Source organism: Mycolicibacterium vulneris, assembly GCF_002104765.1.
GTDB classification, from domain to species: domain Bacteria; phylum Actinomycetota; class Actinomycetes; order Mycobacteriales; family Mycobacteriaceae; genus Mycobacterium; species Mycobacterium vulneris.
Window position 1 is genome coordinate 70,241 of the sequence record NZ_NCXM01000025.1, and the last position, 22,572, is coordinate 92,812.

Here is a 22,572-nt window from a genome sequence, read left to right on the forward strand (position 1 = left end):
GATTGTCTCCTGTTCGACGGTTGCCCGCTGAGTGCCGGACGGTACCGTGGCGCTGTGTACCGCGTCGAGCTTCCCCCGATCTGATGGACCGCGCAAACACCCCGCGACCGGCCCGCAATCTGGCGGTCGACTACTACCGGGTATCGGGCGTGGTGCTGATCGTGCTGGGACACTGGCTGGCTGGATCGGTGACCTACCACGACGGGCAATTCGGCCGGCAGAACCCGCTCGTTGACCTGCCCTGGACCCAGTGGCTGACGTGGCCCTTTCAGGCGGTGCCGGCGTTCTTCCTGGTTGCCGGCTATGCCGCCGCGGTGTCCTGGACCCATCGGCACGACACCGACGGCGTTTCGCGTCGAACCTGGGTGCAGCACCGGTTGGCGCGGGTCCTCGGGCCGACGGCGGTGTACGTCGTGCTGGTGTCGCTGGTGGTGGTGATCCTGGGCGCCTGCGGGGTGGCCGGCTCGGTGCTCGAGTACGCCGGCTGGGCGGTGGCGATGCACCTGTGGTTCCTAGCCGTGTATCTGGTCGTGGTATCGCTTACGCCGATTGCGATTGCCGCACAACGCCGTTGGGGACTGCTGGTGCCGGGGGTGCTCGCGTTGGTCGTTGCGGCGGTGGACGTCGCCCGGCTCGCCGGGCACGTCCCCTACCTCAACTGGGTGAATTATCTGCTGGGTTGGGGCACGCTGTATCAGCTCGGGATCGCTTGGCACGGCGGTTCATTGACCGGCCGCAGGCCCTGGTTACTGGCCGGTGCTTCCGCGGTGGCGCTGGCGCTGCTGGTTTGGCTCAAGATCTACCCGGTCAGCATGATCGGCGTTCCCGGACAGACCATCGACAACACGACACCGCCGACCGTGGCCCTGTTGGCGTTCGGATGCGCCCAGACCGGAATCGCGATGGCGGTCGCGCCCGCGCTCAACCGTGCGCTACGCGCCATCCGCGTGGAGCGCGCGTTGTCGGTCGCCAACAACAACATCATGGCCCTCTACCTGTGGCACATGATTCCCGTCGTGATCGTGGCGATCGTCGGTTACCCGGCCGGGCTCTTGCCGCAGCTACCTGAAGGTAGCGCGGACTGGTGGCTGGCCCGGCTGGAATGGGTGGTCATCCTGAGCGTCGTGACCGCGGTAGAGATGGTGCTGCTGTTCTGGGCGCGAAGACTTTTCGCCGCTCCCCTGCCCCGGCTCGGTGTCCCGCTCACCGAGCGCTGGGTGGAGCCGGTGATGCTGGCGGGTGCCGCGATGGCGGCCTACGCGCTGTCCATGATTGCTGCCGAGGGTTTCGCCCCCGACGGGCGCTATCCGTGGCTGACCGCAGTGATCTTCGCGGCCGGAGCGCTACTGGCGGCATTTCGCCCCGCCGCCGAGTCAACAACCCGTGGCCCGACGGTCGGGCACAGAACCGCATAGCCGCGCGCGGAGCGACTTACGGCCCCACGAGAGGGGCCGTAATACCCTGGCCGGACCGGTATTCACGGAGAAACGTCTCCGGCAGGCTTCGGATTACGTGAGTATCGAGCGCTCAGGCCCGGACGTAGATACCCTCGCGACGGGAGTACACAAATGTCACATACCGCTACGCTCCACACCAACCATGTTCCTCGGCAGCGCGCTCAGGACGCCGAGCTTTTGAAAGAGTCGGGGGTTCACAAGCTGGTCGTCACGGACCGCGACGGGAACTGCCTGGCATTCGTCTTAGCCTGGGAGAGCTTCGATTACGACGCCGAGACGGACACCTACGTGTGCGTCGCCGACGGCGATGGCAGAGAACTGATGACTGTGTACACCGCCGGTGAGATCAAACCATCACCTCGCGCGAACACCTATGTGGTAACCGCGCCGAACATGTTCGATGGTCGCAAAGGCCCCTAGACCCCGCTGAGTTGCGGACGCCGGCCGCCGCCCGCCGTGGAGCGTCTCGGCTTCGCGTTCCCGTATGGCCACCCGCCCGCATCCTGCAACGGCGAGGGAACTTGACTTTGCGACGGTTATGATAGACCGTTCGTACGGTTAGTTTGTGCCGAAGGGTGGAAGATGCCCCGATCGCCAGGTAGGCGAAGCGAGATTTTCGACGCGTTTGTCCGCTATGTCGCCGAACGCGGCTACGACAGAACGAATATGGGAGACATCGCCGACGAGCTCGGTATGTCGAAGGGCACCATCGTTCATCACTTCGGTACCAAAGCGCAGATGTTGCGGGAGCTGGAAGAGACCCATCTGACCCGGCAACTCGACGTTTTGCAGATGGCGTGGACTCGCGTGGCCGCACCGCACGAGCGCATCGCCGCAATCATTTTCACCTCGGCACTGCTGCAAGTGATGGCCCGAGATGCGACGGTGGCAAGCCAGCGCGAGGTGGTTCAGTTATCCGATGATCCGGCGATGCAGCAAGTCCGCAAGCTGCGCAATCAATTGCAGAGCTTGGCGATTGACGAGATCCGCAACGGAATAGACAGCGGTGTGTTCCGAAGCGTCGATGTCGACCTGGCCGCACTCCAACTGTGGGGATCCCTGCAGTGGATGTGGGTGTGGTTCGATCCCACCGATTCCCGGACACCCGAACAAGTAGGGGCCGCTTTCGTCGACGTGTTCCTCGGCGGACTCCTGCTCGACCGGTTAGGGCTCGGCAAGTGGGCGGACCCGTCCTCGAACATCGTCTCGGTGGTGCGCGAATGCCTTGCCACGGTCACCGGTCCGACAGATTGACCGTAATAGCATCGAAATGATTTGGGCGGGACGGTAACTGGTTGCACCGGTTTCGCTTGAAGCGCCGAGTCGTCCTGCACTGACATCCGTCGAACGATTGCGACAAGGCGTCATTACCGTACGGATAGTCAGTTCTGACCCACGGCTTCCGCGCGGCACCATTGCGAGAATACCCTGCCGCCGGCCACGGAGCGGCCGTGCCTATGACACAAACTGCCAGGTAATGGAGGTTTCGGCGGGTTGGGCAGCCCGAAGATTCGTCCACGAACTTCTTATCGTCAGCCCGCGTGCACCTGCCACGTTATTGACTGTCCGTACGGTCAAATGTAATAGTGGCTGCGTGGCGCAAACGCGTGCGGCATGGAGCCGAAGGGCGCAGGCCCAGAGTGCCGAGTGGGAGGACCGGCTGGCCGGCTGGTGTCGTGACCGAGGTGATGGGCCACGCAACGTGCCTTCCCAGCCATCGGGGCACCGATACTTAGGGCAACGGCACCCGATGGCGTCGTCATTCCAAATGGACACGAAATATTCAGTGATGCAACTCGTTTCGCGACGCGGTCGCGCGGCAAATGAACCCGGCGATCGGGACCACGTTCACCGTCGCCATCGCCACCCCGGGACAGCGGGTTGCCCGCTCGGACAATCAATGCGGACCTTGCGACACGTTGCGTGCCCGCGTCAAGGGCGGCACCGGTGACTACCGCGCACCTGGTCCCCAGCAAATTAGGGCGACACATCCGACCGGGCACCGAAGTGGCCGGCGGTTTCTTCCGCATGTGCATGTTGACCGGTAAAGCGCTGCGGCAGCCATTCGAGTGGCGCGAGTTCATCTGGAATGGCTGGTTTCTCATGCGGGTATCGCTCCTGCCCACCATCGCGGTGTCCATCCCGGAAACCGTGCTGCTCATCTTCACGCTCAACCTGCTGCTGGCCGAGATCGGCGCCTCCGACGTCTCCGGTGCCGGTGCCGCCATCGGTGCGGTCACGCAGCTCGGCCCGATCGTGACGGTGCTGGTGGTCGCCGGCGCGGGCGGCACCGCCATCTGCGCCGACCTCGGCGCGCGCACCATCCGCGAGGAAATCGACGCGCTCGAGGTGCTCGGAATCGACCCGATCCACCGGCTGGTGGTGCCCCGCGTCGTCGCCTCGACGCTCGTCGCGGTGCTGCTCAACGGCCTCGTCGTCGCCGTCGGCCTCGGGGGCGGCTACCTGTTCAGCGTGTACCTGCAGAACGTCTCGAGCGGTGCCTACCTGTCAACGCTGACGGCGCTCACCGGCCTGCCCGAGGTGGTGATCGCATTCATCAAGGCCGCCACGTTCGGTCTGATCGCCGGGCTGATCGGCTGTTACCGCGGACTGATCGTCCGCGGCGGTTCCAAAGGGTTGGGCACTGCCGTCAACGAGACGGTGGTGCTGTGCTTCATCGCACTTTTCGCGGTCAACGCGGCGCTGACCACCATCGGCGTGCGATTCGGAACGGGACGCTGACATGACCGCGACTACAACAGTTCCCTCACGGCACATCCACTTTCCGCGAGCCACCCTCAGTCGATACGGCGCCGCCCCGGACCGGTTACTGGTCGAGATCGGTCAAATAGTGTGGTTCGCCCTGACCGCCATCGGGCAGATTCCCTTCGCCATGCATCGCTACCGCAGGGAGATGCTGCGCATGGTTGCCCAGATGGGCATGGGTACCGGCGCGATGGCCGTGGTCGGTGGCACCGCCGCCATCGTCGGCTTCATTACCCTGTCCGCGGGTTCACTGGTCGCCATCCAGGGCTACGCGACGCTGGGCAACATCGGTGTCGAGGCGTTCACCGGTTTTTTGGCCGCACTGGTCAATGTGCGGTTCGTGGCGCCGGTGGCCGCCGGTCAGGCGCTGGCCGCTACGGTCGGCGCCGGCGCCACCGCCGAACTGGGCGCCATGCGCATCAGCCAGGAGATCGACGCGCTCGAGGTGATGAGTATCCGGTCGGTCGCCTACCTGGCGTCCACCCGGGTCGTGGCGGGTCTGATCGTCATCATCCCGCTCTACGGGTTGGCTATAACCATGGCCTTCCTGTCCCAGCAAGTCACCACGGTGTTCTTCTACGGACAGTCCATCGGCACGTACAACCACTACTTCCACACATTCCTGCGCCTCAACGACGTGGGCTGGTCCTTCGCCGAGGTGATCCTGGTTGCAATCGTCGTGATGACCACCCACTGCTACTACGGCTACACCGCCACCGGCGGGCCGGTCGGCGTCGGCGAGGCGGTCGGCCGGTCGATGCGTCTGTCGCTGATCACGATCGTCGTGGTGGTCGTGCTGACCGCGATGGCGGTCTACGGAAAAACGCCGAACTTCAACCTCACCGTGTAGCCGCCATGACACGCCCGGCGCAGGAGAACTCGCCACGCATCCCGCCGTACCGGACGGCGGCGACGGTGTTCCTGGTGGTCGCCGCGGCGGTACTGGCGTTCGTGTGGCTGCAGTTTCGGGGTCAGCTCACGCCGACGACGCGCCTGACGATGTTGGCTCCCCGGTCGGGTTTGGTGATGGACCCGGGATCGAAGGTCACCTACAACGGCGTGGAAATCGGCCGGGTGGCCAGCATTTCGGAGGTCGAGCGTGACGGCACACCGGTGGCCAAGTTCGTCTTGAACGTGAATCCGAAATACATCGAACTGATTCCGGCCAACGTGGACGCAAACATCAAGGCGACCACGGTGTTCGGCAACAAGTACGTGTCGCTTACATCACCGAAACACTCTACGCCGCAACGCATCACATCACAGCGCGTGATCGATGCGAGGTCGGTGACGACGGAGTTCAATACGCTGTTCGAGACGCTCACCACCATCACGGAAAAGCTGGATCCGGTCAAGGTGAACCTGACACTGGCCGCGGCCGCGCAGGCGTTGTCCGGCTTGGGCGACAAGTTCGGGCAGTCGATCGTCAACGCCAACGCCATCCTCGACGACATCAATCCGCAAATGCCGCAGATCCGGCACGACATTCAACAGTTGGGCGCCCTGGGCGACATCTATGCCAACGCCGCGCCGGACCTGCTCGACTCCCTGAACAATGCGGTGACCACGGCGCGCACGCTGCACCGTCAGGAGGCCGACCTGGACGCCGCATTGTTGGCCGCGACCGGGCTGGGCCACACCGGCGCGGATATCGTCGCCCGCGGCGGCCCCTACCTGCAACGGGGTGTCGCCGATCTGGTGACCACCGCCGGACTGCTCGACACCTACAGCCCCGAGATCTTCTGCACCATCCGCAACTATTACGACGAAGAACCCCATGCCTACGAAACAACGGGCGGAGGCAACGGCTACGCGCTGAAAACCATGACCGAGCTGACGTCGGGGTTGGGCGGCATCCTCACGCTTCCCGGGTTGACCGGCACGGCGGCCACCCTGGGACTTCTCGGGCTGGCCGGACTGGTCGGCGGGGCGCCGAATCCCTTTGTGTACCCGGACAATCTGCCACGGGTGAACGCCCACGGCGGACCGGGGGGTGCGCCGGGCTGCTGGCATGCCGTCAGCCATGACCTGTGGCCGGCGCCGAGTCTGGTGGTGGACACCGGCGCCAGCCTCGCGCCGTACAACCACCTGGACACCGGCTCACCGTACGCAATCGAGTACGTCTGGGGCCGTCAGGTCGGGGACAACACGATCAACCCATGAAGATCACCGGCTCCGCTATCAAGCTCGGCATCGTCTCACTGGTGCTGCTGGTGATCACCGTGTCGATCGTCGTGGTGTTCGCCCAGATGCGCTTCAACAGCACCAACACCTATTCCGCGGAGTTCAGGAATGCCGGCGGGCTGAAAAACGGCCAGTTTGTCCGCGCCTCCGGAGTCGAGATCGGCAAGGTCAAAGCGGTGCGCCTGATCGACGGCGGCCAGCGGGTTTTGGTGGACTTCGACGTCGATCGCTCGGCGACGCTCTACCAGTCGACGACCGCGCAGATCCGCTATCTCAACCTGTTCGCCGACCGTTACCTGGAGCTCAAGCGCGGCGAGGGCGAGGGCGCCGACCGGGTCCTGCCGCCGGGCGGATTCATCCCGCTGTCCCGAACGTCACCGCCGCTGGACCTCGACGCCCTGATCGGTGGTTTCAAGCCACTGTTCCGGGCGCTCGACCCGGAAAAGGTCAACACCATCGCGTCGGCCATCATCACCGTCTTCCAGGGGCAGGGCGGCACCATCAACGACATCCTCGACCAGACCGCGAGGCTGACCGCGCACCTCGCCGAACGCGACCAGGCGATCGGCGAGGTGATCAAGAACCTGAACACGGTGCTAGACACCACAGTTCGGCATCGCAAGGAGTTCGACCAGACCATCGATAACTTCGAGAGATTGATCACCGGGCTGCAAAACCACGCCGACCCGCTGGCCGCCGGCACCGCGAACATCAGCAACGCCGCCGGAACGGTGGCCGACCTGCTCTCGGACAACCGCGCTCTGCTGCACAACACGATCAACTACCTGCAGGCCCTGCAGCAGCCGCTCGCCGACCAACGCGATCAGCTCGGCGATCTGATCCACAAGACGCCGACCGCGCTCAACCTGATCGGCCGCAGCATTGGGCTCTACGGCGACTGGGTGAACTTCTACGTCTGCGACCTCACGATCAAATGGAACGGACTGCAAGCCGGCGGCCCGGTGCGCACGGTTCGGATCTGGCAACAGCCCACCGGTAGGTGCACGCCGCAATGAGAACACTGACGGAATTCAACCGCGGCCGGGTCGGCCTGATGGGCATTACCGTGCTTTTGCTCGTGGTCGCCGTCGGCCAAAGTTTCACCAGTATCCCGATGATGTTCGCCAGTCCGAGCTATTACGGGCAATTCACCGACACCGGTCAACTCAATAAAGGCGACAAGGTGCGCATCTCCGGCGTGAACGTCGGCAAGGTGGAAGCGCTCGAGATCGACGGCGATCACGTCCGAATCAAGTTTTCCATCGGCGGCAACACCATCGGCACCGAGAGCCGGCTCGCGATCAAGACCGACACCATCCTGGGCAAGAAGGTGCTCGAGATCGAGCCGCGGGGAAGCCGGCCGTTGCGGCCCGGGGAGGGGTTGCCGCTGGGTCAGAGCACCACCCCCTATCAGCTTTACGACGCGGCCTTCGACGTCACCAAGGCCGCCACCGGCTGGGATATCGACACCGTTAAGCAGTCGCTGAACGTCTTGTCGCAGACCGTCGATCAGACCTACCCGCATCTGAGTTCGGCACTCGACGGCTTGGCCAAATTCTCCGACACCATCGGTAAACGCGACGAACAGATCAAACACCTACTCGCTCAGGCCCACCAGGTGGCCAGCGTGCTGGGTGACCGCAGCGAACAAATCAACAGGTTGTTGGTCAACACGAAGACGCTGCTGGCCGCGTTCAACGAACGTGGCCGCGCCATCGCCGCCCTGCTGCAGAACGTCTCCGCCTTCTCGACCGAGGTCCAGGGGTTCATCAACGACAACCCGAACCTCAATCCCGTGCTCGAACAGTTGCGTGCCATCAGCGACGTGCTGGTGGCACGCAAAGACGACCTGGCCCAAACCCTCACATACGTCAGCCAATTCGCCGCATCGCTGGGTGAATCCGTCGCATCGGGACCGTACTTCAAGATAGTCCTGTCCAACCTGCTGCCCTATTGGGTCTTGCAGCCGTGGGTCGACGCCGCCTTCAAGAAGCGTGGCATCGATCCGGAAAACTTCTGGCGCAGCGCCGGTCTGCCCGAGTTCCGCTGGCCCGATCCCAACGGCACCCGACTCCCCAACGGCGCGCCGCCGCCCGCACCTCCGGTGCTCGAGGGCACCCCGGATCATCCGGGACCGGCCGTCCCGCCCGGAACGGCGTGCTCTTACACGCCGCCGCCTGACGCGCTGCCGAGGCCGTGGAACCCGTTGCCGTGCGCTGGTGTTGACGCCGGCCCGTTCGGTGGCAGCTTCCCGGCACCGATCGATGTGCAGACGTCGCCGCCCAATCCGAACGGCCTGCCGCCGACTCCGGGGATCCCGATCGCCGGGCGCCCGGGTGAACCGCCACCCGACGTCCCGGGCACACCGGTTCCGCTGCCCACCCAAGCGCCGCCGGGCGCGCGCACCGAGAACCTGCAGCCCGCCGGCCCCACCCCGCCACCGTCGACGTTCGCGCCCGGACTGCCGCCGGGGCCACCCGCCCCACCGGGGCCCGGGCCGCAGTTGCCGGCACCGTTCGTCAACCCCGGCGGCACGGGCGGCAGCGGCATCACGGGGGGGAGCCAGAATTGAGCAGCGTCTTGCATATCCGCAAACTGCGGCCCCGGACGGTCATCGGAACGCTGGCGGTGCTGCTGGCCCTGGTCGCCGCCGTCGTCGGCTGGCGGCTGTACCAGAAGTTGACCAGCAACACGGTAATCGCTTACCTGCCAACGGCGAACGCGCTGTATTCCGGGGACAGGGTACAGATCATGGGCGTTCGCGTGGGTTCGGTCGACAAGATCGAGCCGGCCGGCGACAAGATGAAGGTGACGTTTCACTACGACAACAAGTACAAGGTGCCGGCCAACGCTTCCGCCGTGGTCCTGAGCCCCACCCTGGTGGCGTCGCGCAGCATTCAGTTGGAGCCACCCTACAAAGGTGGTCCGGTGATGGCCGACAACGCGGTGATCCCGATCGAGCGCACGCAGGTGCCGACGGAGTGGGACGAACTGCGCGAAAGCGTCGCCAACATCATCAACAAACTCGGCCCGACGCCCGAGCAACCCAAGGGCCCCTTCGGCGAGGCCATCGAGTCGTTCGCGGATGGGCTGGCCGGGAAGGGCAAGCAGATCAACACCACGCTGAACAGCCTGTCGCGGTCGTTGACCGCGCTGAACGAGGGCCGTGGCGACTTCTTTGCGGTGGTGCGCAGCCTGGCCCAGTTCGTCAACGCCCTGCACAAAGACGACCAGCAGTTCGTCGCGCTGAACAAGAACCTGGCCCAGTTCACCGACAAGCTGACCGGGTCCGACCGCGACCTCTCCACTGCGCTAGAGCAATTCGACAGCCTGCTCTCCACGCTGCGCCCGTTCTTGACCAAGAACCGCGAGGTGCTCGCACACGACGTCGACAACCTCGCCACCCTGACCACCACGCTGGTCCAACCCGACCCGCTGAACGGCTTGGAGACCGCCCTGCACGTCCTGCCGACGCTGGAGACCAACCTGAGCCAGATTTATCACCCGTCGCACGGCGCCGTCATGTCCATCCCGGCGATCCCGAACTTCGCGAACCCAATGCAGTTCGTCTGCAGCATGATTCAGGCCGGTAGCCGGCTGGGCTATCAGGATTCCGCCGAACTGTGCGCGCAATACCTGGCGCCGATCCTCGACGCGATCAAGTTCAACTACCTGCCGGTCGGACTGAACCTGTTCAGCACCGCCGAGACGCTGCCCAAGGAAGTCGCCTACTCCGAGGGTCGGCTGCACCCGCCGAACGGATACAAGGACACCACGGTGCCCGGAATCTGGGTGCCCGATACCCCGCTGTCGCACCGCAACACCCAGCCCGGCTGGGTTGCGGCACCCGGCATGCAGGGCACGCAGGTCGGGCCAATCACGGGCGGCCTGATGACCCCGGAATCCTTGGCCGAATTGATGGGCGGCCCGGACGCGGCTCCCCCGCCGGCGGGCCTGCAGACCCCGCCGGGACCGCCGAACGCGTACGACGAGAACCCCATGCCCCCTGGGCCGGTCGCATCGACGGAACCGTGATGAACACCAAGCGCGCGTTGGGTTTTCGCGCCCGGCACCGGGCCCGGCAGGGGCTGGTTCTGTTGACCGCCGCGGCGGTGCTGACGTCGTGCGCGAAATGGCATGGGATCGCCAATGTTCCGATGCCCGGTGGCCCGGGCTCCGGGCCCGGCTCCTACACCGTCTACGTGCAGTTGCCCGACACGCTGGCCCTCAATGACAACAGCCGGGTGCGGGTGGCCGATGTCTTTGTCGGCACGGTGCGCGCGATCGAACTGAAGAACTGGGTCGCGACGCTGACGCTACACCTGGGCAAGGGCGTCAAGTTGCCCAAGAACGCGACCGCCAAGATCGGGCAGACCAGCCTCCTGGGTTCTCAGCATGTGGAGCTGGCCGTGCCACCCAACCCGTCCCCGGAGCCACTGAGGGACGGCGACACCATCCCGCTGAAGAATTCTTCCACGTATCCCACGACCGAGCAGACTCTGGCAAGCCTCGCCATCGTGCTGCGCGGCGGCGGAATCCCGAACCTCGAAGTGCTGCAGAACGAGGTCTACAACATCGTGCACGGACGGGCCGACCAGATCCGCGCGTTCCTCGGCAAGCTGGACACCTTCACCGCCCGACTCGACGAGCAGCGCGCTGACATCACCCGAGCCATCGATTCCACCAACCGGCTGCTGGCGTACGTGGGTCCCCGCTCGGACGTCCTGGACCGGGTCCTCACCGAATTCCCGCCACTGTTCAAACATTTCGCCGACAAACAGCAACTCCTGGTCGACGCGATCAACGCGACCGGGCGGCTCAGCCAGCTCACCGACCAATACCTGTCGGCCTCGCGGGGCGACCTGCACCAAGATCTGCAGTCGCTGCAGTGCCCGCTGCGAGAACTCGGCCGTGGCGCTCCGTACCTGATCCGCGCGCTCAAGCTGATCCTGGTCCGCCCGTTCGACATCGACGCGGTGCCCAAGGCGTTTCGCGGCGACTACTTCAACCTGTCGCTGACGCTCGACCTGACCATGAGCGCCGTCGACAACGCGGTGCTCACCGGCACCGGATTCTCCGGAGCGCTGCGCGCGCTCGAGCAATCGTGGGGCCGCGACCCCGAAACGATGATCCCCGACGTCCGGTTTACGCCGAACCCCAACGACTTTCCGGGCGGCCCGCTGGTCGAAAGGGCGGACCGGCAATGCTGACCCGCTTCATCAAGCGACAGCTGGTCATGTTCGCGATCCTCACGGCGGTCACGGCGGTGGTGCTCGGCTGGTACTACTTGCAGATCCCGACCGCGGCTGGGATCGGCCAGTACACGCTGAAGGCGGACCTGCCCGCGTCGGGCGGTCTGTACAAGACGTCCAACGTCACGTATCGCGGTGAAACCATCGGCACGGTCACCGGCGTCGAGCCGACCGCCACGGGAGCGCGGGTGACCATGAGCATCGGCAACCGCTACAAGATCCCGATCGACGCCTCGGCGAACGTGCATTCGGTGTCGGCGGTCGGTGAGCAGTATCTGGACCTGGTTTCGGTGGGCAACCCGGGCCAATACTTCTCGCCGGGACAGACCATCACCAAGGGCACGGTGCCCACCGAGATCGGTCCGGCGCTGGATGCGGCCAACCGCGGCCTTGCGGTGCTGCCCAAGGAGAAGATCGGCTCGCTGCTCGACGAAACAGCCCAAGCGGTCGGCGGATTGGGCCCGGCGCTGCAACGGCTGGTCGATGCGACACAGGCAATCGCCAGCGACTTCAAGACCAACATCGAAGACGTCAACGACATCATCCAAAACTCGGGACCGATCATCGACAGTCAGGTCAACTCCGGTGACTCGATCGAGCGCTGGTCGCACAACCTGAACATCCTGGCCGCCCAAAGCGCGGAAAACGACCAGCACGTGAGAAGCATTCTGTCCCAGGGGGCCCCGACCGCCGATCAGGTCAATGAGGTGTTCGGCGACGTCCGCGAGTCATTGCCGCAGACACTGGCGAACCTCGCGATCGTGCTCGAGATGCTCAAGCGCTACCACAAGGGCGTCGAGCAACTGCTGGTGGCCTACCCCCAGGGCGCATCGGAGGGCCAGACGGTCACGTCGGCCTTCCCGGGTTACGCGTCGCTCGGCACCTCGCTGACGATCAACCAGCCCCCGCCGTGCCTGACCGGATTTCTCCCGGCCTCCCAGTGGCGGTCTCCGGCGGACACCAGCCTGGAGCCGATGCCGGGTGGAATCTATTGCAAGATTCCGCAAGACACTCCCGCTAATGCCGTGCGCGGCGCACGGAACCTTCCGTGTGTCGATGTCCCCGGTAAACGCGCCGCGACGCCGCGGGAGTGCCGCGACGGCAAGCCGTACGTTCCGCTGGGCACCAACCCCTGGTACGGCGACCCCAACCAGATCCTGACCTGTCCGGCGCCCGCGGCCCGTTGCGACCAGCCGGTGAAGCCGGGCCAGGTGATACCCGCGCCGTCAGTCGACAACGGCCTCAACCCGGCGCCCTCCGACAAGGTGCCTGGGACGCCACCGCCGACCAGCGATCCACTGACCCGGCCGGGAACGGGAACGGTCGAATGCAATGGGCAGCAACCAAATCCGTGCGTGTACACGCCCGGCGGGCCACCCCGGGCCGTTTACGCTCCGCAGAGCGGCGAACTGGAGGGTCCCGACGGCGTGAGGTACGCGGTTGAAAACTCGGGGAAGACGGGAGACGAGGGATGGAAGGACATGTTGGCGCCGCCAGCAAGCAGGTGAGCACGATGCCGAGCGAAAAGCAGGAAGCGATTGGCCTAGGCCAACTTCGGAGTAACGCGTGTGCGTATCTCGAGCGGGTCGGCACAGGGGAAGCATTCGACGTCATACATCGCGGCAGACTGGTGGCGCGGGTCATCCGTGACGGCAGGCCGGTCGCACGCATTATGTCGGTCGCCTAGGAACAGCGCCCGCGCATTGCCGGCCGGTGATCTCTCCGCGAGCGTCGGGAAGCATTGCGTCGGCGACATTGTTACGACGATTATGACAGCGACCGGCTTCCACGAGGGAGAACTGGTAGTGCAGCGCCAGGCGGGTGTGGAAGCCGAGGCGGGGCGGCTCGAGAGCATGCTTGACTCGTCGGATCTGTCCCAAGGCGCCGCACGCTTTCTCGCGTCACAGCGGTTCGCCGCGCTGACCGGACGCGACCACAACGGCCTCCTCTGGGTCTCGCCGTTGGCCGCGCCACCGGGTTTCCTCCGCGGTCAAGGAGGTGTCTTGCACGTGTCTACCACCCCCCGTGACGGGGATCCCCTGCATGAGATCCAGATCGATCAGCAAGTCGGACTGATCGCCATCGACTTCGCCACCCGCCGCAGGCTACGGATAAACGGCGAACTTGTCGGTGCTGACCACAAGAGCATGACCGTCCGCGTCGACCAGTCGTACGGCAATTGCCCCAAGTACATTCACCGCCGCGCGATCGATGTCGCTTGTATTGCTGCCCTTCGTTCGAAACGCCCGGGACGCGCAGCGCTTCTCGGCCCCTCCGATCGGGCATTGATCGCAACATCCGACACGTTCTTCCTGGGCACAAGCCATCCCACACGCGGTAGCGATGCCTCACACCGTGGAGGACCCCCCGGATTTGTCCGCGTCGACTCACCGGACGGTCTCTGGTGGCCGGATTTTCCGGGAAACAACATGTTCAACAGCTATGGCAACCTGGCGGTCGACGACAAAGCCGCCTTGCTGTTCCTCGATTTCGATACCGGCGCCAGTTTGCAGATCAGTGGGACCGCGCACGTGCGGTGGACCACTCCCGGCGCCGCCGATGATGATGGCGCTGTTGGAAGGAATGTCGCATTCTCGGTCGACGCCGTCGCAACGCTAGCTGGTCTGGCCGTCCATAAGTAGCGACGCCCATCGACATGCCTTGAGCCACAACGTGATAGGCCGTCGGGTCACAACTGCTAAGCGTCGTTGAAGACACTGTCGGGCAACGGACGTCGACACACCGCGCGTGCCTCGGCGGCGCTGAGCCCGAACAGCCGCAGGACGCTCTCGGTGACCGTGTCAGCGGCGTGCGCGTCGTCGCGGTCCGGTTGATCCCGCAACAGGTTGCCCAGCCCCAGCAACGCACCTCCGGCCATGGCCAGGGCGAGTTCGGGATCGTCCACAGTGAACCTGCCGGCCTCGACGCCCGCCTTGATGTCGCGCAGAGCGCGCGGCGCCAGCCCATTGGGCGAGGACAAAAGCGCCAGCCCGTTGGCCAACAGAATCTGGCTCTCCTGCGGGCGTCGCCGGAAGAGCCGACCGGTCAGCCGGAAACTCGTGGCGAACGTCTCCGCCGGGTCGTCGATGGAGTCGGTGAGCCGGTCCAGCATCGCCCCGTACGCGTCGAGCACGTCGGCGACGGCGGCGTCGAACAGCTGCTCCTTGCTGTCGAAGTGGTTGTAGAACGAACCCATCCCGACGTCGGCGGCCTGGGTGATCTCCAGGACCGGCACGTTGACCTTGCCCTCGGCGATCAGCCGCTGCGCTGCACTGACCAGTGCGGCTCGGGTGCGCTGTTTGCGCCGCGCCACGCGGTTGGGCGTCTGACTGTCGGACATCGCACTCATCTCCAGCAGTATGCATCAGTGATGAGGATTCCGTCAGAAAGCTTGACTGAACGTTCACACGTATGTGACGATTTCGTCAGTTAGTGTGGGAGACGGCTGATGAACCTGAGCAACAGCGCCCCGCGGGGTGCGCACAGCCCGCAGGGCGCGCTACCCGGCGAGCACCCCGGCCGGTCGCGCAACGCGGTGATCAAAGTCGTCGACATCGCCTGGCTGGTGTTCGAGCGACCAGACCTGACGCGCGCCGAGGCATTCGCGCGGGCCTTCGGTTTTCAGACGGCCCAGCGCACCCCGGACGAAGTGCAGTTGCGTGGCGCGTTGCCCGGCGGACCGTGCCTCATCCTTCGTCGGGGACCCAGGCGACGCTTTGCCGGGGTGGCGTTCCGGGCTTGCGACGAAGCGGACGTGTTGAGGTTGGCCGATGCCCACGGTGCTCGCACGCGGTCGCTGCCCGATACAGTCGGTGGGATCGCGGTCGATCTGGTCGACCCCAGCGGTACACCGGTAAGCGTTGTCGCCGGCCTAATCGAGCTACCGGAACTGTGTGCACAGCAACCTCTTTCGCTTAACTACGGGGCCACCCCGCAGCGCCTCAACCTAACCCAGCGTCCGCGAAGGGCGCCCGCCCGCGTGTTGCGTCTGGGCCATCTGGTGATGCAGTCGACGAAGTACCTCGAGGCGCTGAACTGGTACCTGGAAAACCTGGGGATGATCGTCAGCGACTTCTTACACTTCCCCGGCCAGCGCGACCGGGGACCGGCGATGAGCTTCATCCGCTGCGATCGAGGCCTCACCCCGGCCGACCATCACACGCTCGCGTTGGCGCTGGGCCCGGCCAACCGCTACGTCCATTCGGCGTATCAGGTCAGCGACCTCGACGCCCTGGCCGCCGGCGGCGAATACCTGCGCGAGCGTGGTTATTTCCGGTCCTGGGGAATCGGCAGACACATTCAGGGCAGCCAGATCTTCGACTACTGGCGCGATCCCGACGGCTACCTGTTCGAGCACTTCACCGACGGCGACCTCTTCGACAACACCCTCGAACCCGGATGGGCCCCGTTCACCGCCTCTGGATTGGCCCAATGGGGACCCGCGGCGAGTAGGGACTTCCTCGGCACAGACCTCAAATCTGCTCGACACGAACTGGTTTCGATCGCCACCGCACTGCGCACACGCAACGAATTCGATATCGGCCGCCTGGCCGGACTACTGAAAGTGCCTACCTCATGACCGTTTCCGTCCTGCACACCGCTGACGCCTGGTGGCTCAAAACCGCGAACGGTGCCGCGAAGATCGACACCGCGGCCACCAGCACCGCCGGCCTGCTGGCCGACCGGGCCGCTATCGATTTGGCGGCCAACAGTGCCGACATCGTGGAGCTCGACGCTCTGCGATTGGTCTCGCCGGTGACCAGGCCGTGCCGGGTGATCGCCCAGATGACCAACTTCGAATCGCACGTCAAAGACGCGGGCATGGACCCGTCGTCGGTTCCACTGACCTTCTTCCGCAAGGCGTCCGCGTCGATCAACGGCCCGTTCGACGACATCGTCAAACCGGCACACGTCAAGCTCCTCGACTACGAGGTGGAGATCGGGCTGGTGATCGGGCGCACGGTCCCGGTCGGCACCAGCATCTCCGATGCCAACCTCGGCGAGCTCATCGCCGGGCTGGTCGTCACCAACGACGTCTCGGCGCGCGATGTCCAGCTTCCGCAGACCCAGTTCTACGAGGCCAAGTCGTATCCCACGTTCACCCCGGTGGGCCCGGAGCTGGTGCTGCTCAGTGCGGACGAGCTCAAGCGGTTCGGCGATCTACGGCTCCGGTTGAGCGTTAACGGCGACGAACGCCAGAACGCGCTCGTCGACCCAGACATGCTCTACCGACCGCTGCAGGCCCTGCAGTCACTCACCCAGTTCCAGGAACTCGCGCCGGGCGATCTGGTACTTACCGGAACCCCGGCCGGAACCGCATTGAGCGCTCCGCCGAAGCCGCTGCAGATCATCGGAAACCTGTTGCCGCCCAACCTCAAGTGGAAGGTCTTCTTCTCACGCCAGGCCGACAACACGAACTACCTGCAAGACGGTGACATCGTGGAGGCATCGATCGGCACCGATGACGGTGCCATCGATCTCGGAACACAGTGCGCCACAGTCCGATTCGTGTGAGGCATGGAGACGGTCGGCGCCGCCCGGTTGTCATAGTCGGCGCTGGACCGACCGGCATCACCGCCGCGACCCTGCTGGCGCAGCACGACGTGGATTGCCTGGTGCTCGATCGTTGGCCCACCGTGTACCCGCAGCCGCGGGCCGTGCACTTGGACGACGAGGTCTATCGCATCCTCGCCCGTCTTGGGATCGCCGACGAGTTCGCGTCGATCTCCAGGCCCACACTCGGGTTGCGGTTGCTGGACGCGGATTTCGGTGTCCTCGCCCAGTTCAACCGTGACCAATCGCTCGTGGCGAACGGCTTCCCGCAGGCCAATATGTTCGACCAGCCGGATCTGGAGGCGCTGCTGCGCGCAAACCTCAAGCGCTACCCCGCCGCGCGGTTGCGCGGCAACGCCGAGGTCACCGAGATCACCGAGATCACCGACGGCATCCGTGTCACGTTCACGGACCGCTCCGACGGCCACGTGCACCACGTGGACGCCGACTATGTGCTGGGATGCGACGGCGCCAACAGCATAGTGCGCGCCCACATCGATGCCACGATGCGGGACTTGAACTTTGAGCAGCGCTGGCTGGTCGTCGACGTCGCGACCGGCGCCGATTTGGGCCAGTGGGAGGGCGTGCACCAGGTATGCGACCCCACCCGCGCCGCCACCTACATGCGCATCGGAGATGCACGCTACCGATGGGAATTCCAACTGCTGGCCGACGAAAACGCTGATCAATTCGGCACATTGGACGCAGTACGGCCGTTGATCACACCGTGGACGGCAACGGTGGCCGACAGCGAGCTGACCCTGCTACGGGTCGCCGAATACACCTTTCGCGCTCAGGTCGCCGACCGCTGGCGCCGAGGCAACGTGTTCCTTCTCGGGGACGCGGCGCACCTCACTCCCCCGTTCATCGGCCAGGGTATGGGAGCAGGGGTTCGGGACGCGGCCAACCTGGCGTGGAAGCTCGCCGCGGTTCAGCACGGCACCATGGGTGCGGACGTTCTTGACACCTATGAACAGGAACGCGCGCCGCATACCCGGCAGATGATCCGCTTGGCGTTGGGCGTCGGCTGGGCGATGACCGGCGGTGGCCGCGCGGGCGACGCGGCCCGCCGGCTGGTGTTGCCGCGGCTGCGCTTCCTCCCGGGCCTGCGCCACCGGATCGTCGATTCCAGCACGCCGCCACTGCATCGCTCTGCGCTGGTGTGCAATTCGCGTGGGCTCGCCGGCAGGCTCTGCCCGAATCCCTTGCTGCGCGATGGCCGGCGCCTCGATGATGCGCTCGGCACGGGTTTCGCGCTGATCACCACGGTTCGCCCGACGGCCGCCGACGAAGCATCCTTGCGGCGCCGCGGCGTCGTCGTCCTGATCCCCCAACCCGGCGATGACCTGGCGACGTGGTTGCGCCGGGGGCGCGCCGGCGCCGCCGTGGTGCGCCCCGACCGGACCGTCGCCCGGGCCGGACGCGACGTCGCGGCGTTATGCGCGTGGACAACCGGGGTGCTGCGCGAACGGCAGTGACAGGTTTATACGGAGGGCGGCCGAGCGACGATGACCGGAACCCGGACCGAGTGCAGGACCGCGTTGCTGACCGAGCCCAACAGCATCCTGCTCAGACCGCCCCGACCGTGACTGCCAACGACCACCAGCTGTGCAGCATCCGCCTTATCGATGAGGTGCCGCGCCGCCCGGTCCCGAGCGACGAATCGATGTACGCAGACATCGGGATAGCGTTCTTGCCAGCCCGCCAGGCTCTCGGCCAGGCTGCGTTGCGCTTCGCCTTCGACCGCCGGCCAGTCGATGTCGAAGACTTCGACCATCGCGGCGTCACTCCATGCGTGAATGGCTACCAGATCCGCGCCGCGACGCGACGCCTCGTCGAACGCGATTTCCGTCGCGAGTTCGGACGCCGGTGAGCCATCGGTGCCCAACAGGACGTAACCAGTCCGCGGATCCGGCAGCTCACCGTCCCGGACAACCGTGACCGGACAGTTCGCGTGCCGCACCACGGCCGAGCTCACCGACCCGAGCAGACCACGTGCCAACAGCCCGCGGCCGGAGCTGCCCATGACGATCATCTCCGCCGCATCTGACGTCTTCAGCAGGGTCGGCACCGGGGGCGAATACACCAGTTTCCTGCCGATGGGCACCGCGCGGTCGGCCGGCATCGCGTCTTCGGCGACTTTCGTCGCGTGCATGATCGCCTTTTTGCCTTCGTCTTCCAGGCTCGTGACGAGGGACTCCGGGTAGGGAACCGGCGGGAATGTCGCGGTGGGAGTCGACACCGCGTGCACGACGGTCAGCGGGATGTTTCTCATCGCCGCCTCCTGGGCCGCCCAGGCCGCGGCGGCAGTTGACGCCGGCGAACCGTCGACCGCGACGACGATACCGAGTTCTTTGACGGGTGCGGACATTACGATCTCCCTCCATCGTTGCCGACGCTATCCGAGGAGGGCGTGTCAGTCGTGAGGCTTTAGTCCCCAACCGTCGGGCCGGAGGTCTCTCGTTGCCGGCTAGATCTTGCGGCCTTGCAGTTGCGCGATGATCCAGAACGGCAACGCCACGAACACGGTGCCCCCGATGAGGTTGCCCAGCGTGGTGATGCCGATGTTGGTGAGCAAACCGTGTTGACCGAAACCCCAACCGATCGTGCCTCGTGGTGCGATCGGGTGAAAGAGGTTGAGCAGCAGGGGAAGGCCGAGAAATCCGACATTGGCGATCACGTGCTGGGTGCCGCCGATCACGAACGCGAACGGCCCGTAGAACGCGAATGCCATCCGGGCGACGTCACTGCGGGCCTTGAAGAACATGCACATCGAGGTCTGCAGGAACCACGTGCATACCACGGCGAGCAGCAGTGCCGTCCAGAAGGGCTGGCCGGCCTTCAGCGTGCCGACGGTCGCCGCTCGCTCGGCGAACGCGCCCAGGTAGGGGCCGCCCGCCGCGGCGCACACCGTGACGAACACCAGTGCGCCGAGAATGTTGCCGATTAGTCCGACGGTCACCAGCACGATGTAGCCGCGCACGCTCAGCGTGCGCTTGAGCACGGCGAGAAAGCCGGCGGCCATGTCCGCGGTGATCAGTGACATGCCCGACACCAGGATGAGGACGAAGGACATCCCGAAGGCCAGGCCCATCAAAAGGCTTGCCACACCGGGGGTCTTGACGCCGGTGCTCACCACCAGCGACAGCAGGGCCCCGAACGCCACCATCACACCGCCCACCAAGGAGCGCATCAGGAATGCCCAGGGGTGCGCGGCCTTTTCCACCGCCATGGCCGCTACCCGATCCACCATGGCGCCGACCGACAGCGGCTCGAACGGATCCTCGGGCGGGCCGCTTGCCCTGACACCAGAAGGGAACGCAGTCACGTTATCCGCAACCACGGCATCGCTCTGAAGCTGCGGTGCTTCGGCGTTGATCGTCATCCGTGTTCGCCTTTCTTCAAGGTGTTGATCGCGTTGATGACACCGGCAATGTGGTCCTCGCTGAGCTGCTCACCGTCGAAGACGTGGCTGAGCAGGATTTTGAGGTCGAGTATCTGTTGCAGGTAGATCAGGCAGGGCGGGCATTCGTCGAGGTGTTTGGCCACGATCGGTCCCCAGTGTTGCGGGTCGGAGTCGACGAGATCGTCGACCAGGCGCACGAAGTCGACGCAATCGATGGCGGGAACGGTGTTGTCATGAACGGTCATCGTTGATACCGCTTCTCCAGTTCGGCTCGAAGTTTTCCCCGGGCGCGGTAGAGCAGCGCCCGCTGTGCCTCGGCGGACAGCTCGAGAAGCGCGGCCGCCTCGTCGGCCGAGGTTCCGACGATGTCACGCAAGATGACCAGTTGCCGCTGCCGCTCGGGTAACGCCTCCAGCGCCGCCCGCACGTGGCCGAGGAGTTCGCTTTCGACGGTGTGATCTTCGGGGAGAAAACGCCGCGACGGCGGCAGGCACCAATGTCCGGCATCGGGGTGACCGGCGGGATGCATCCGGCCCAAGAGCGGGTCGTCGGCCTCACCATCCGTGGCGGCGGACAGCACCTCATGGTGGCGGATCCGCGATTCCCGTCGCCGGTGCCGGGATGCGGTGTGTTTGACGATGCCGAACAGCCAGGTGCCCACCGACGAGCGGCCCTGAAACGAATCCGACGACTGCAGCACCTGCACCCATGCCTCTTGCACGGCTTCCTCGGCGACCGTCGCTGAATCCACCATGGTGCGAGCGAAATTCACCATCGGCCGGTGAAAGTCGCGCACCAGGCTGGCCAGCGGAACCCCGCCGACCAGCCGTTCGGATTCGGTGCCCTCCGGCGGCACCGCCACCGGAGTCACCATCGACCCGCGCTCAGGCGCATCTGGCCAGTTCCCAGCGCAGTTGCCCTTCGGACGGCGACTGGACTGGGATGAACGCGGCCTCCCGATAGCGACGGCTTGCCGGCGTCCTGCTCGCGTATCCCTTTCCGCCGGCGGTCCGGATCTCCAGGTCAGCGCTGGCGCTGGACAATTCGGCCGCCGCGAGCCGCAGGGACAGCAGCTCCTTCTTGGCGGGTGGCTCGGCTCCTCCGACGGCCGCGGCCAGGTTCGCCAGCGTGACTTCGGCGCCGATCAGCTTCTGCGTGACGCGTTCGACATCGTCACCGAACACCGCGTTGACGCCATTGAGCCCCAGCCGGGCCTGCTCCAGGGACGTCCGGGTCAGGCCCAGGCATATGGCCGACTGCAGGACAAGGAAAGTCGGACGCACCGCTTGCAGGAAGCCCCCGAAGTCGCGCGACAGCACCTGTTCGGCGGGAACGTAGGCGCCGTTCAGGTTCAGGTAGGAGGAGGCGGTGCTGCCCATGGCCAGCAGATCGAAAGGCTCGCCAACGACCACCCCGGGTGTGCCCAGGGGCAGCGCGACGATCAGTCTCTCGCCCGCCTCGGTACGCACCGCGGTCACCATCGTCGAGTCGGGATACAAATTGCTGGCCCACCTGATCGGCCCCGACACCTGGTAGCCGCCGGCCACGGACGTGGCGGTCAACTCCACGCTGCCGCAACCGGCCGCCTCCTTGAACGCCGCGGCCATGCCGGTGACCCCCAGCACCGTTCCCGAAAGCAACGGCGCGACCGCAGCATTACTGAATTCGGTTGCAGCCGTGAGCAAATACTCGATCGCCATGCGATGCGCCCACAACGAGAACCCGGTGCTCATGCATGCCCCGGAGATCAACCTGATCACCTCGGCCATCGCCGGAAGCCGGTTGTCGATATTGTCCGGTGCACCGATCCCGAGCAGTCCGGCCTCCCCCAACCCGGTGAAGCTGCGACGGGAGTGGCCTTCGCCGCGGTCCAGCGCGGCGGCGTGAGCCCGAATATCCTCCAACAGTTCGACATCCAGCGTGCCGGCCGCCGGATCGATGGTCGCCGTCATTT

At 65.5% G+C, this 22,572-nt stretch carries 21 protein-coding genes; 15 read left to right on the forward strand and 6 right to left on the reverse strand.

Annotated elements, in window-relative coordinates; all coding sequences use genetic code 11:
- Positions 1 to 83: 83 nt before the first annotated feature.
- The 12 genes from B8W69_RS21675 (at position 84) to B8W69_RS21735 (ending at position 14,301) form a co-directional block, all read left to right on the forward strand.
- Positions 84 to 1,415 carry an acyltransferase family protein gene (locus B8W69_RS21675; protein WP_085291822.1) on the forward strand — a complete coding sequence of 444 codons (1,332 nt, stop codon included), beginning with the start codon at positions 84 to 86 and terminating at the stop codon, positions 1,413 to 1,415.
- A gap of 153 nt (positions 1,416 to 1,568) precedes the next feature.
- Complete coding sequence (locus B8W69_RS21680; protein WP_085291823.1) at positions 1,569 to 1,877, forward strand: hypothetical protein; 309 nt, start codon at positions 1,569 to 1,571, stop codon at positions 1,875 to 1,877.
- 162 nt (positions 1,878 to 2,039) lie between these two features.
- Entirely contained in the window at positions 2,040 to 2,711 is a 672-nt protein-coding gene (locus tag B8W69_RS21685) for a TetR/AcrR family transcriptional regulator (protein WP_085291824.1), read from the forward strand.
- Between the two features lie 708 nt (positions 2,712 to 3,419).
- Entirely contained in the window at positions 3,420 to 4,199 is a 780-nt protein-coding gene (locus tag B8W69_RS21690; RefSeq protein ID WP_439330634.1) for an MlaE family ABC transporter permease, read from the forward strand.
- 1 nt (position 4,200) lies between these two features.
- The gene (locus B8W69_RS21695) at positions 4,201 to 5,073 is read left to right on the forward strand and encodes an MlaE family ABC transporter permease (RefSeq protein WP_085291826.1); all 873 of its coding nucleotides are present in this window, start codon (positions 4,201 to 4,203) and stop codon (positions 5,071 to 5,073) included.
- A 5-nt stretch (positions 5,074 to 5,078) separates the two neighbouring features.
- Positions 5,079 to 6,386: an MCE family protein gene (locus B8W69_RS21700; protein ID WP_085291827.1), complete on the forward strand. Its 1,308-nt coding sequence runs from the start codon at positions 5,079 to 5,081 to the stop codon at positions 6,384 to 6,386.
- Positions 6,383 to 7,423 carry a virulence factor Mce family protein gene (locus B8W69_RS21705; RefSeq protein ID WP_085291828.1) on the forward strand — a complete coding sequence of 347 codons (1,041 nt, stop codon included), beginning with the start codon at positions 6,383 to 6,385 and terminating at the stop codon, positions 7,421 to 7,423. The genes B8W69_RS21700 and B8W69_RS21705 overlap by 4 nt, the downstream gene beginning before the upstream one ends.
- On the forward strand, positions 7,420 to 8,979 hold the full coding sequence (locus B8W69_RS21710; RefSeq protein WP_085291829.1) for a virulence factor Mce family protein: 1,560 nt from the start codon (positions 7,420 to 7,422) through the stop codon (positions 8,977 to 8,979). The genes B8W69_RS21705 and B8W69_RS21710 overlap by 4 nt, the downstream gene beginning before the upstream one ends.
- Positions 8,976 to 10,442, forward strand: a complete 1,467-nt coding sequence (locus B8W69_RS21715; RefSeq protein WP_085291830.1) for a virulence factor Mce family protein — start codon at positions 8,976 to 8,978, stop codon at positions 10,440 to 10,442. The genes B8W69_RS21710 and B8W69_RS21715 overlap by 4 nt, the downstream gene beginning before the upstream one ends.
- On the forward strand, positions 10,442 to 11,617 hold the full coding sequence (locus B8W69_RS21720; RefSeq protein ID WP_085291831.1) for a virulence factor Mce family protein: 1,176 nt from the start codon (positions 10,442 to 10,444) through the stop codon (positions 11,615 to 11,617). The genes B8W69_RS21715 and B8W69_RS21720 overlap by 1 nt, the downstream gene beginning before the upstream one ends.
- Positions 11,611 to 13,167 (forward strand): MlaD family protein, encoded by a 1,557-nt coding sequence (locus B8W69_RS21725; protein ID WP_085291832.1) that lies wholly within the window; start codon positions 11,611 to 11,613, stop codon positions 13,165 to 13,167. The genes B8W69_RS21720 and B8W69_RS21725 overlap by 7 nt, the downstream gene beginning before the upstream one ends.
- Before the next feature lie 261 nt (positions 13,168 to 13,428).
- Positions 13,429 to 14,301, forward strand: coding sequence for a pyridoxamine 5'-phosphate oxidase family protein (locus B8W69_RS21735; RefSeq protein ID WP_085291833.1), 873 nt, complete (start codon positions 13,429 to 13,431; stop codon positions 14,299 to 14,301).
- 56 nt (positions 14,302 to 14,357) lie between these two features.
- Here the strand turns inward: B8W69_RS21735 and B8W69_RS21740 are convergent, their stop codons facing one another.
- On the reverse strand, positions 14,358 to 15,008 hold the full coding sequence (locus B8W69_RS21740; RefSeq protein ID WP_085291834.1) for a TetR/AcrR family transcriptional regulator: 651 nt from the start codon (positions 15,006 to 15,008) through the stop codon (positions 14,358 to 14,360).
- A 99-nt stretch (positions 15,009 to 15,107) separates the two neighbouring features.
- Here B8W69_RS21740 and B8W69_RS21745 point away from each other — a divergent pair, with 99 nt between their 5' ends.
- From B8W69_RS21745 to mhpA, 3 genes are read left to right on the forward strand one after another with little or no spacing between them, the layout of a single operon-like run.
- Positions 15,108 to 16,238 (forward strand): VOC family protein, encoded by a 1,131-nt coding sequence (locus B8W69_RS21745; protein ID WP_085291835.1) that lies wholly within the window; start codon positions 15,108 to 15,110, stop codon positions 16,236 to 16,238.
- A complete protein-coding gene (locus tag B8W69_RS21750) occupies positions 16,235 to 17,173 on the forward strand; it encodes a fumarylacetoacetate hydrolase family protein (protein ID WP_085291836.1) in 939 nt (312 codons plus the stop codon). The genes B8W69_RS21745 and B8W69_RS21750 overlap by 4 nt, the downstream gene beginning before the upstream one ends.
- Complete coding sequence (gene mhpA, locus B8W69_RS21755; RefSeq protein WP_245843332.1) at positions 17,170 to 18,690, forward strand: bifunctional 3-(3-hydroxy-phenyl)propionate/3-hydroxycinnamic acid hydroxylase MhpA; 1,521 nt, start codon at positions 17,170 to 17,172, stop codon at positions 18,688 to 18,690. The genes B8W69_RS21750 and mhpA overlap by 4 nt, the downstream gene beginning before the upstream one ends.
- A gap of 5 nt (positions 18,691 to 18,695) precedes the next feature.
- Here mhpA and B8W69_RS21760 read toward each other — a convergent pair whose 3' ends face one another.
- From B8W69_RS21760 to B8W69_RS21780, 5 genes are all read right to left on the reverse strand, one after another.
- Positions 18,696 to 19,583 (reverse strand): universal stress protein, encoded by an 888-nt coding sequence (locus B8W69_RS21760; protein WP_085291837.1) that lies wholly within the window; start codon positions 19,581 to 19,583, stop codon positions 18,696 to 18,698.
- Between the two features lie 99 nt (positions 19,584 to 19,682).
- The gene (locus tag B8W69_RS21765) at positions 19,683 to 20,597 is read right to left on the reverse strand and encodes a formate/nitrite transporter family protein (protein ID WP_085291838.1); all 915 of its coding nucleotides are present in this window, start codon (positions 20,595 to 20,597) and stop codon (positions 19,683 to 19,685) included.
- Positions 20,594 to 20,863, reverse strand: a complete 270-nt coding sequence (locus tag B8W69_RS21770; RefSeq protein ID WP_085291839.1) for a hypothetical protein — start codon at positions 20,861 to 20,863, stop codon at positions 20,594 to 20,596. Before B8W69_RS21770 ends, B8W69_RS21765 begins: the two co-directional genes overlap by 4 nt.
- Positions 20,860 to 21,492 (reverse strand): RNA polymerase sigma factor, encoded by a 633-nt coding sequence (locus B8W69_RS21775; protein ID WP_085291840.1) that lies wholly within the window; start codon positions 21,490 to 21,492, stop codon positions 20,860 to 20,862. The genes B8W69_RS21770 and B8W69_RS21775 overlap by 4 nt, the downstream gene beginning before the upstream one ends.
- A gap of 10 nt (positions 21,493 to 21,502) precedes the next feature.
- On the reverse strand, positions 21,503 to 22,570 hold the full coding sequence (locus B8W69_RS21780; protein ID WP_085291841.1) for an acyl-CoA dehydrogenase family protein: 1,068 nt from the start codon (positions 22,568 to 22,570) through the stop codon (positions 21,503 to 21,505).
- Positions 22,571 to 22,572 lie beyond the last annotated feature (2 nt).